Here is an 11,127-nt window from a genome sequence, read left to right as displayed (position 1 = left end):
CCCTCCGAGATGAGGAGTCGTAAACAGCGGCTCCTCTTCTTTTTTCTTCAGGACCGGCGGCCTTTCCTTGCCGGAAGGATTGAACAAGTAGATCAGGTAAGCGACAAGTAATGGCAGCACGATAAAGAACAGGCCTGATACAATATTAAGGGTTCCGCCCATGAATATAATGCTGATCGACATGAGCAGGCTGTCGAAGATCACGTGCGCGAATACAGCCGTAATGAAGCCATGTCTCAGGAAGATATAACTGAAGATCAAGCCGATAAACAGCAATTCAATGGGACGTGAAATGACAGGGTAGATCGGATAGAGCGTATGGCCAAAAGCCCAGATCAGCGTAGTAATGATGCTCGCTGCGATCGTGCTCTTGAACATCTTCTTCAGCATGGGAATCCCGAATAGCCGATACACGGCTTCTTCCCCGATTCCGGCTACCCATGCCAGTGCCGGCAGCAGTGCCGGATACAGCATATTGTAAGTCGATTGGGAAGCATCCGTCGTTGACCAGGTGTGAATCGTCTTCTCAAGAAGGAAGAAGAGGACGGATTGGACGCCCATAATGATCAACGCCCAAGCGTATCCCTCCGAAACGGAGCGAAGAACATGGCGCCCATATCCGGTTTCCCGGGAACGGGACCATAGAATCGTTCCTTGCTGGCGCCACAGGCCGTCTCCTCCTACCAGGGAGAAGTAGACCGAGGCAGCTAGCACGAGGGTGATTACGCCCTGGAATACGAGCGCGAAAACCAAGAGCTCACCGGTCATGCCTTCTTTTTCAAAGTAAGGAAGCATATTCAGCGCAGAGCCCATGGAAAGCACAAAATAAACGGAAGCCAATACGATGCCTCTCTTGAAGGAGGTATGCGCTTTTGTTAATGCGCTGTAGACGATGGCAAGAATACCGAGTACAAAGGTCAGAAGCGCATATCCGAGATAGGTCATCCAGTTAGCCAGGGTCTGTTGCTTCTTTACATAATTTGTAAAGCTGTCCGGAAGGGCGAATCCCTTGTGGATGCCGGTAACGATGTGTTGGTCCAGGGAAACCTCAATTTCAGGATAGGCCTCTCCAATTTGCTGCTGTGGATCAGAGAGCAGGAACCCTCCGGGAATCTCTTGTACTACCCATTGCTGGTCAGCGGAGTAGCCTACAGCCTCCAGCATCGGAGTAACCTGAGCCTTTACCCCCTCCCAGTCGGCTACATCCTCTTCTGCCGGCATCATACTAAACAGAGAGGATAGCAACTCAAAGCCAACAACCTTCCCTGATGTCATATGCACATCTACTGCTAGTGTTTCATAAGCTTCGGCGACCAGATCAAATCGAACCTGGAATTTGTCATAAGGGAACTGTGCCTCATATTCATTTAAGTAAGGCTCTAATAATGAATCACGGGTAAGATAGCCGTAAAGATTGGAATCCGTATCATAGACAACCAGACCTTGATCTGATTGGACCTGTAATCCCAATGCCGAGCCAGCAAATTCCGCCGCTGCTTCCGCTGCCTCCTGCTTGGTTATGATCTTGGCCGCCAGCTCGACTTGCTTGGCCTCCTCAGGCGAAGTAGGAAGAATTTGCAGAACCACGAATAATACCAGCCCGACCGCAGCCATGATCCAGAGTGTTTTAAGCCCAAGCCTTCGCGGTTGGACTTTACGGACTTCAGAATTCATGTGATAACTCCTTTTTCAGTATTTTGTAGTAAAACCGGTATTGATGCATGAGTTTCGGTTTAGAATGTCACAGTAAAGATAACATAAGGTTAGGAAGCCGCGCCAGATCAATTCATATATTAGCGAAAAGTGATCATAAACGAGGCAAATGACAGCCAGGCTTAGAACGGTGAAGAAATATCCCCTCATTTCACCTAATTCAAAGGATTTTCAGACTTTTCCGAAGATACAAATCATTGTGATGGAGGGGAATAAAGCTTATAATCCATTTGCATTGGATTTCCAGTGCTTTTTTCTTTTGGCAAAATGTAATGAGGTGAATGGGCTTGCGTATAAAGTGGGTTAACTTTTCTCCGCCACAGGTGATCGTGCTCGGCTTTGCTCTCATTATTTTATTCGGAGCCGTAGTGTTGATGCTTCCGGTATCCAATAATAATAGTGAGTTCCTGCCGTTCATAGATGCTTTCTTCACCTCGGTCTCGGCTACCACAGCGACCGGGCTTGAGGTCGTAGATACGGGAACCTCCTTCTCATGGTTTGGACAGGTAGTTATCATGCTGCTGATTCAAGTCGGAGGACTGGGCTTTATGACGATGGCGACCTTGATTGCCCTGGTATTCAAACGAAAAATCTCGCTCAAAGAACGGCTTCTGCTGCAAGAGGCGATGAATCAGGGCTCCATGGAGGGAATCGTCCGGCTGATCCGGCGGGTCCTATTCTATGCCTTGGCGATCGAAAGTGCTGCGGCTGTGCTGTATGCGATCCGTTTTGCCTTCGATATGCCCTTCCGGAGGGCATTGTACTTTGGAGTCTTCCATGCTGTGTCCTTGTTCAACAACTCGGGGTTTGACCTGTTCGGCAATTACCGCAGTATGATGATGTATACTACCGATCCGGCGGTCAACCTGATTACGATGTTTTTAATTGTTACGGGCGGTCTGGGCTTTATTGTGCTCTCAGACCTGGCAGATTATCGAAATCGGCGGAGACTCACACTGCACTCGAAAGTGGTTCTGACCATGTCAGGTCTTTTGATTATATCCGGGGCCTTGGTCATTCTGGTCTTTGAATTTACCAATAAGCATACACTAGGCTCGCTGGATTGGAGCGGCAAGCTGTGGAGCGCCTTCTTCCAATCGGTGGCTCCGAGAACAGCGGGTGCGCACACACTGGATATTAGTTCCCTTCGGCAGGCCACCCAATTCTTCATCCTGATCCTGATGTTTATTGGGGCCTCACCAAGCTCAACGGGCGGCGGGATCAAGACAACCACCTTTATGATCCTGCTTGGTGCGGTGGCCTCAATGATCCGGGGGCGCAGCGAACTGGTTCTGTTCCGATACCGGCTTGCTCAGGAGCGCATCTTCAAGGCGGTAACGATCACGATGCTGGCTTTGTTCCTGGTTATCAGTGTTGCGCTGATCCTGTCGACAACGGAGCGTGGCACCTCCTTTCTGAGCATTCTGTTCGAGACGACCTCCGCCTTCGGAACTGTGGGGCTGTCGATGGGGATTACAGGTGAACTGTCGACCGCCGGCAAGCTGATTCTCAGCTTTACAATGTTTACGGGACGGCTTGGTCTTCTGACGCTTGCCTATGCACTAGGCCCGAAAAAGGGTAAACAGTTGTACAGACATCCGGAAGGCAAGATGATTTTAGGATAAGGGGAAATTGAAATGAAACAGCAACAGTTTGTCGTTATCGGGCTGGGGCGGTTTGGAGCCAGTCTGGCGCTTGAGCTAATGGATCTTGGCTACGAGGTGCTTGGCATCGATCGCGATGAAGAGGTTGTGGATGAACTGAGCAGCCAACTGACCCATGCGGTAACGGCAGACGCCACAGATGAAGAAGTATTAAAATCGTTAGGCATCCGCAACTTCGATTGCGGGGTCGTAGCGATCGGCAACGATATCCAGATGAGTATTCTTTCGACGATTCTGTTGAAGGAGCTGGGGTTAAAGACGGTCGTATCCAAAGCGATTTCGGTTCTGCATGGACGTGCCTTGGAGAAGCTGGGTGTGGACCGGGTGATTTTTCCGGAGCGGGATATGGGAGTTCGTGTAGCTCATCAGCTGGTATCTCCAAACCTTCTGGATTATATTGAAATTTCCAAGGAATACAGCATTGTGGAGCTGAAGGCCCCCTCTTGCCTTGAAGGAAAGAGCCTCAGCGAGCTGAATCCTCGCGCCCGGTACGGATGCAGCATTGTGGCTTTGCAGCGGAAGCAGGGAATCATAATTGCACCTACAGCTATGGATCGTCTGGAACAGGGAGATATTATGGTTGTCATTGGGGCGAAGAAGAATCTGGAGGAATTTGAAGAAATGATCTCCGAAGAATAGAAGCGGGTGTCTCACCGGGCTTGCATACCCGGGAGACACCCTTAATTTTTTTGAACAACAATTTCAATTAATAAGTTCGTACTGCGGCTTTACGAATGATGAGCCAGAGCAGGGCGGCGACCAGCACGCAGAGCGCCAGTAGATAGTGTGCCGCCAGAAGAAAGCCCCAGCTGGAAACATCCTTATCCGTGTAGTCGGTTCCGCCGGGAGCATTAGCGGTGAAGAACAGAATGAATAGGAACCCTGCGATCGTGATCAATCCCGGCACGGTGCCATACCTGTAAAAAATGGTGCCCAGCAACGTGAACAAGAGGAAAATCAGCAGATAAATAGTGAATTGTGTGTACCAAAGCGTCAGGAAAGGTGTTGGCGCACTCTCACTCAGCTTTCCCCATAGTTCAAGAAGCGCCGTACCGCCATGTGCAACCAGGGTCTGGAACAGGGCCAATCCTGCGGAGGAGATGACTCCATAAGATAAGGCGCCTGCAATATAGTTCTTTCGGGTAGAGCCAAGGCTGAGCATCAGCGGAAAAGTGACCGTAGCAGTAAGCAGCCCGGTGACCAGCGTGAAAATCCCGATCGCTCCGTAATTGGAGGAATAGAAATTATTTGAATGATTGTCAACCAAATGGGGCCAATTCACCTGGAATACAAGCAGGCCGATGTCAACTAACAACAGCACAGCAAGAAAGATACGCAAGGCCTTGTAGGAGTCCTTCCACATAAATCGCATAGTGTTACGATAGGATGCCATGATTACATCACCTCCTCGTTGTTAAATCTTCCTTTGCGGGTTAAATATACAAACAGCTTTTGAAGAGGGAGGGGGCTGATTCGGATGCCTTGTTGTTCCAGCTCTGCCCGTTCCTTTGACAAATCTCCGTACCAAGCCAGTATTGTAGTTCCTGCGAGGGATTCGGCATGCAGCACACGAGGATCTCCCGAGAACTGTTCCAAAGTGACACTGTTTCCTTGCAGATAATAGGCATGCTCCAGAAAGGAATCGGTGTCCTGATGCTTTGTAATGACGCCCTCTTCAAGCAGTGCGATGTACTCAAACAGATTGGCTGATTCATCAATCAGATGGGTTGAGATGATGATTGTTCGGTCGCTTCCGCTGCATTCCTGAATGAGCAGCTCATAAAAGGCTTCACGCATGTCTGCGTCCAGGCCAAGCGTAGGCTCATCAAAAAGTGTTATGGGCGCCTGATTGGCCAAGCCCTTCACAATCCCTAGCTGCGACTGCATTCCTCGGGACAATTGTTTGTAGCGCTTGTTCGCAGGCAGGTTGAATCTTTGCAGCAGGGAAAGCGCCTTGCGTTCGTCCCACCCCGGCAAGAGCAAGGAGCAAAACTTCATGATATCCTTCACCTTGTAATCCGCCCAGGAGCGTTCATCGGATTTGACCAGACAAATGCTCGACATAGCCAGCGTGTTCTCATGCACTTGCTGACCGTCAAAGGTGACGACTCCCTGAGTAGGATAGATCATTCCGGACAGGATATGGAGCAATGTTGTCTTACCTGCTCCGTTTGCGCCAAGCAAGCCATGGACGGTTCCCGGCTCAAAGGATACAGTTGCATCCAGGATGGCATGGCTCTTGCCGAATCTCTTGCTAACTTGTCTGCATTCCAGTATCGAACTCAATGGTTTCATCTCCCTCACTAATCATTATTCTTGGTTGTAGCCGTGATCATCTCAGCGATCTGGCCAGTTGTAATGCCGAGCCGAGCTGCTTCCCGAAGCATGGTGACCACGTACTGCTCATAAAATTCATGTCTTCGTTTCTCTAACAGCATCTCTTTGGCTCCTTCCGCAACAAACATCCCGATCCCTCTCTTCTTGTACAAAATGTTTTGCTCCACCAGTAGATTGACCCCTTTAGCCGCCGTAGCAGGGTTGATCTTGTAAAAGGCTGCAAATTGATTGGTGGATGGAACCTGGCTCTCCTCAGACAGGCGTCCTTCGATAATGTCGTCTTCAATCTTCTCAGCGATTTGTTGAAAAATCGGCCGGGAATCCTCGTGAATCCCATTCATTTGCTCACCACCACTTTGGTTAATTACTTATGTAACTAACCATATAACTAACGAACGTAGAAGTCAAGTGCAGATTGCCTAAGCGCAGAAAAAAAGCCGCTCAATGAATGATTCTGCGTTCCGGGGGCAACGTGTGAAGGTTGCTTTCGATCGCTGTTGTTCGCGGATTTCTCTTATTGTAATAAGTTCTGACAAGGAAGAAATCCACTCGCAAAGGCGACCACTCCGTTTCTGCAGCAACCTTCACACTTATGCCCTTATTACGCAGGCTCTTCAGCTTTATAGGTGCCGAATGCATGACAGTAGCCCACATGCTCGAATCCCTCGATATGTACCTACAGGCTCGTTCGTCCGGCATTTGAGAGGCCGGATAACGCCGATGCCGATGCAATACAAACAGCAACTGCGCGTCATTGCACCTTCGGGGTAGATGGATGGACAACTACGCTACAGAACTATCCCCAGCATATTCTGCAAAAGCCGACGAAGTATGTATACGCACATGCACATCTCGCATTAGCATCATGCAGTTCTCGCACTGCGCGGACTCCGAACGCGCGGTGCTTCACAGAATGACGACGGACGGTTGAACGACCGCATGAAAATATGGATCGTACGCATGTAGTGAAAAAAGTTACTCTAAATTTAGGTAAAATGGTGGAAATACGGATATAGTGAAATTCTTTCGCTTAAAGTCGGGCACTACGTAAATTTGGCTAGTTTCTGGAGATCTAAGGTAAATTTTTTCACTAAAATTGGGTTCGAGCGTTAAATGAAGATTTTAAGGTAAGAAATTTCACTGGAGCGCGACCGTAATGAAGCTGATCAAGTAGGCGAGTAAAGTTTCAGAGCAAGACTGGAATACCTAGTCGAATAACGAAGTTCCGCGTTCTGTGTAAGGCCGAAGCAACGTGCGACTGGGCGCAACTCCAGGCGCTCAGTGTTCCATTTGGCTGTGCGTAAAGTCAATTGCGCAGGCTTCCTTCGTGATGCCTAACCTAAGGCGAGCCTGGCAGCAAGGGGAGGTTGGGAGGAGGCTTGCGCGGAATATCCTGCTTGCGTGCCACAGGTGACCTGCTTACTGTAATGAAACTGTGGCACAGCCATGGTGCAATAATGCATTTCAGTTGAACAGCAAAGTCGAAGTAGTTAGGGCATAAGTGTGAAGTGTGCTGAAGAAGCGTTAGCGTTCGCCTTTGTGAACGGATTTCTCCCCTGTTAGAACTTAGTCCAATCATAGAAATCCGCGAACAACAGCGATCGAAAGTACACTTCACACGTTGCCCCTCCAACTCGCCCTCCGAAGATGTTTCACTGTCTTCCCGCTACTGCACATTTTCCTGCTTGCATGCCGTAGGCGACAAGCTTAATGCAAAGTCCCTCAGTAAATGAACAGCTTCGGACACGGCTAATCAAGATAGCTCGCGAGGCAGGCTTTCCTTGATCTCCTTCATCCATTCTTTGAGCTCAGGGCTCAGGAGGGTGTGCTCCCCATAGATCAGACAGGTTTCCCGCCGGGTCTGTGCCAACTCCTTCATAGGCACGGTTACAAGGTCGTTGTCTCTTAACAGCTGGCTTCGTAGATAGGACTTGGGAAGAAGCGCTGCGGTCTTGCAGGTAGGGAGCAGTCTCACGATCGCCTCAAAGGAGTCGATTTCCATTCTAATGTCCGGCACCACGCCATATCTTCCGAACAGCTCGTCAATCAGCCGGCGATACCAGGTTCCTTTGGAGAAGACGATCATCGGCTGTCCCCGCAGCGAATCCATTTCCGCTCGGACCTGTCCTGCCAATTCATGATTCTTTGCAACGACCAGTTCTAGGTGATCATCAAACATGGGAATACAGATCAAGCCGGTTTCTTGAATAGACGAGGCAATGATGCCGACATCGACCCTTCGTTCCCTTACAGAGGCAACAATCTCATGGGTTTTCCCGGTAATCAGCTTCATCTCGATATCAGGATATTTGTGCATCAGAGCCGTGACAAGCGGAGGCAAGGTGGTCTGGATCGTGGTCAGACTTGCACCTATCGTCACCAGTCTGCGTTCTGTTCCTTTGAACCGGGATACGGATTGCAGAAATTTCTGATGGCGCTTGAGCTGAGCCAAGGCATAGACATAAGCCTCTTGTCCGACCTGGGTCAGCTCCAGCCGCTTTCCTTTACGCAAAAATAGAGAGACGCCCCATTCTTCCTCCAGCTTGGCGATTTTACGTGAAAGGGCCGGTTGTGATAAATTGAGCAGCTTGGAGGCTTTATTCAGACTGGATTGCTCCACGACAGTAGTGAAGACCAGTAATTCCTCGTTCATTGTTATCCTCCTGTCTCTTATGCATAAATGTAATAAGTATTAATAAATATATTGCAATTCCATTATAAGATAAAAAGGAGTAACATGAAAAGTGACACAAGTTGTTCACAAGTAACATTTTTTTAGTGGGGAACAGTCTTGTTTTTGTGTAATTTTTCATATACGTCAACGAATTGCAAATTTATTTAGGGCCTTGAAGAGTTGGAGTATCTATGACATGGAAAGGGGTTCATGAACTTATGAAAGGGTTTTATTCCAGGAAACTGCACTCGCTTCTGGGCGTCATTCCGCTTGGCTTCTTCCTGTTAGAGCATATGCTCACGAATTTTTCGGCGGTTGAAGGCGGGAGCGAAGGGTTTAAGGAAAGCGTCGCCTTCCTGAACAGCTTGCCGATGGTGCTGGCTCTGGAGATGTTCGGTATATGGCTGCCGTTGCTCTATCACGGTGTCTATGGCATGTACATTGCGTTCCAGGCAAAGCCGAACAATAATCGGTTCCGGAATGAGCGGAACTTGCGTTACTTGCTGCAGCGTATCTCGGGCGTGCTGGTATTCGCTTTCGTGATCTGGCATGTCTATGAGACCCGTGTGCAGGTAGCATTAGGCAATGTCACCCATGAGGAGCTGGGTGGAGTGATGCACGGGATAGTGACCCATCCGGTCTATTTCATATTGTATCTGATCGGGGTTATCTCGGCAGCATTTCACTTTGCGAATGGTTTGTGGTCCTTTCTGGTTAGCTGGGGGATTACGGTCGGTCCCCGCGCGCAGCGGGTTTCGTCGAACATTTGCATGGGGCTGTTTGTTATCGTGGCTATTTTATTCACCTGGTCCCTGTTTGCTTTCAGAGGGGCAGAGTTTCAGGCCGAAGGAACGGCTTGGCTGGAGATGACATTCCGGACATTAGCCGGATAGAGGCGGATGAAGCGAAAGCTTACGAAGCAAGTTTTGTACGAAGTAACTCAAGAAGCTTATGCTATACAAAACTTTTAGGAGATGAGCTTACATGGCAAAACAAAGCATCATCATCGTCGGCGGAGGCTTGGCCGGGCTCATGGCAACGATCAAGGCCGCAGAGACGGGAGTTCCGGTACAGCTATTCTCGCTGGTTCCGGTCAAGCGCTCGCATTCCGTGTGTGCCCAGGGCGGGATAAACGGCGCAGTGAATACGAAAGGGGAAGGCGATTCTCCTTGGGAGCATTTTGATGACACCGTTTACGGCGGGGACTTTCTTGCTAATCAGCCGCCTGCCAAGGCGATGTGTGAGGCAGCCCCGGGAATTATTCACTTAATGGACCGGATGGGCGTTATGTTCAACCGCACCCCGGAAGGCTTGCTGGATTTCCGCCGCTTCGGCGGCACCAAGCACCACCGGACTGCATTTGCGGGGGCGACAACCGGCCAACAGCTTCTATATGCGCTGGATGAACAGGTGCGCAGATATGAAGCGGAAGGGCTTGTGACCAAATACGAGAATTGGGAGTTTCTCTCCGCGGTGATCGACGATGAGGGAGTGTGCCGGGGAATTTGCGCGCAGAATCTTCGATCCATGGAGATTGTTACATTTGCGGCAGATGCAGTCATTTTGGCGACCGGCGGGCCGGGGATTATTTTCGGAAAAACAACGAATTCAGTTATTAACACGGGGGCCGCTGCAGGGGCGGTATATCAGCAAGGGGTTCACTATGCAAACGGAGAGTTTATCCAGATTCATCCTACCGCAATTCCGGGTGACGACAAGCTGCGGTTGATGTCCGAATCCGCCCGCGGGGAAGGGGGAAGAATCTGGACCTATAAGGATGGCAAGCCATGGTACTTCCTGGAGGAGAAATATCCGGCTTACGGGAACCTGGTGCCTCGGGATATCGCGACTCGGGAGATTTTCCACGTCTGTGTAGATCTGAAGCTGGGCGTAAATGGAGAGAACATGGTCTATCTGGACCTGTCTCATAAGGACCCGAAGGTGCTTGACGTGAAGCTGGGCGGAATTATTGAGATTTATGAGAAATTCATGGGCGATGATCCCCGGAAGATTCCGATGAAGATTTTCCCGGCGGTTCACTACTCCATGGGCGGGATGTGGGTCGATTATAATCAGATGACCAATATTCCGGGGCTATTCGCTGCCGGGGAATGTGAATATCAGTATCATGGTGCGAATCGCCTCGGTGCGAATTCGCTTGTCTCGGCCATCTATGGCGGGATGGTTGCCGGGCCGAAGGCGGTGGAGTACATTCGCGGGCTCAAGACCTCGGCCGAGGACATCAGTCCGGCTGTATTCGAGCGTTATACGAAGCAGCAAGAGGCGAAGTTTGATCGCTTGCTCTCCATGGATGGCACGGAAAATCCGTATGTGCTGCACAAGGAGCTGGGCGAGTGGATGACCGACAATATGACGGTTGTGCGTTACAATGATCGGCTGGAGGCGACGATCGGCAAGATCAAGGAGCTGAAGCAGCGGTACCAGAATATCAATATTAACGACACCTCACGCTGGAATAATGCCAGTGCCGCATTTACCAGACAGCTGTGGAATATGCTGGAGCTTGCGGAAGCAATGACACTCGGGGCGCTCCTTCGCAATGAGAGCCGCGGCGCACATTACAAGCCGGACTTCCCGGACCGCAACGATGAAGAGTTCCTGAAGACAACCAAGGCGACGTGGACGCCTGACGGGCCGCAAATCTCTTATGATCCGGTCGACGTCTCTCTGATCCCGCCGCGGATTCGCGACTATTCCAAGGATAAATAGGAGGGAGAG

At 50.1% G+C, this 11,127-nt stretch carries 9 protein-coding genes; 4 read left to right on the top strand and 5 right to left on the bottom strand.

Annotation, left to right across the window (positions count from 1 at the left end):
* A partial coding sequence (locus TX85_RS21265) for a CPBP family intramembrane glutamic endopeptidase (protein WP_071784236.1) occupies nucleotides 1-1,674 on the bottom strand: 1,674 nt, incomplete at its 3' end.
* A gap of 320 nt (nucleotides 1,675-1,994) precedes the next feature.
* On the opposite strand from TX85_RS21265, the gene TX85_RS21260 reads away from it, so the two are divergent.
* Nucleotides 1,995-3,338, top strand: coding sequence for a TrkH family potassium uptake protein (locus tag TX85_RS21260; RefSeq protein WP_044481883.1), 1,344 nt, complete (start codon nucleotides 1,995-1,997; stop codon nucleotides 3,336-3,338).
* Between the two features lie 12 nt (nucleotides 3,339-3,350).
* Complete coding sequence (locus TX85_RS21255; RefSeq protein ID WP_044481882.1) at nucleotides 3,351-4,016, top strand: potassium channel family protein; 666 nt, start codon at nucleotides 3,351-3,353, stop codon at nucleotides 4,014-4,016.
* 67 nt (nucleotides 4,017-4,083) lie between these two features.
* On the opposite strand, the gene TX85_RS21250 is transcribed toward TX85_RS21255, so the two are convergent.
* The 4 genes from TX85_RS21250 to TX85_RS21235 form a co-directional block, all read right to left on the bottom strand.
* Nucleotides 4,084-4,770 carry a hypothetical protein gene (locus TX85_RS21250; RefSeq protein ID WP_044481881.1) on the bottom strand — a complete coding sequence of 229 codons (687 nt, stop codon included), beginning with the start codon at nucleotides 4,768-4,770 and terminating at the stop codon, nucleotides 4,084-4,086.
* A gap of 2 nt (nucleotides 4,771-4,772) precedes the next feature.
* On the bottom strand, nucleotides 4,773-5,663 hold the full coding sequence (locus tag TX85_RS21245) for an ATP-binding cassette domain-containing protein (RefSeq protein ID WP_049895148.1): 891 nt from the start codon (nucleotides 5,661-5,663) through the stop codon (nucleotides 4,773-4,775).
* A gap of 17 nt (nucleotides 5,664-5,680) precedes the next feature.
* Nucleotides 5,681-6,055 (bottom strand): GntR family transcriptional regulator, encoded by a 375-nt coding sequence (locus TX85_RS21240; RefSeq protein ID WP_044481880.1) that lies wholly within the window; start codon nucleotides 6,053-6,055, stop codon nucleotides 5,681-5,683.
* A 1,412-nt stretch (nucleotides 6,056-7,467) separates the two neighbouring features.
* Nucleotides 7,468-8,367: a LysR family transcriptional regulator gene (locus tag TX85_RS21235; protein WP_044481879.1), complete on the bottom strand. Its 900-nt coding sequence runs from the start codon at nucleotides 8,365-8,367 to the stop codon at nucleotides 7,468-7,470.
* 239 nt (nucleotides 8,368-8,606) lie between these two features.
* Between TX85_RS21235 and TX85_RS21230 the strand changes: the two genes are divergently transcribed.
* Both TX85_RS21230 and sdhA read left to right on the top strand, forming a co-directional pair.
* Nucleotides 8,607-9,281, top strand: coding sequence for a succinate dehydrogenase cytochrome b558 subunit (locus TX85_RS21230; protein ID WP_044482154.1), 675 nt, complete (start codon nucleotides 8,607-8,609; stop codon nucleotides 9,279-9,281).
* A 91-nt stretch (nucleotides 9,282-9,372) separates the two neighbouring features.
* Nucleotides 9,373-11,118 (top strand): succinate dehydrogenase flavoprotein subunit, encoded by a 1,746-nt coding sequence (gene sdhA, locus TX85_RS21225; RefSeq protein WP_044481878.1) that lies wholly within the window; start codon nucleotides 9,373-9,375, stop codon nucleotides 11,116-11,118.
* Nucleotides 11,119-11,127: the final 9 nt, after the last annotated feature.

This window comes from Paenibacillus antibioticophila (assembly GCF_000455265.1).
In the GTDB taxonomy this organism is placed as follows: domain Bacteria; phylum Bacillota; class Bacilli; order Paenibacillales; family Paenibacillaceae; genus Fontibacillus; species Fontibacillus antibioticophila.
This window is presented reverse-complemented; position numbering and strand designations above follow the sequence as displayed.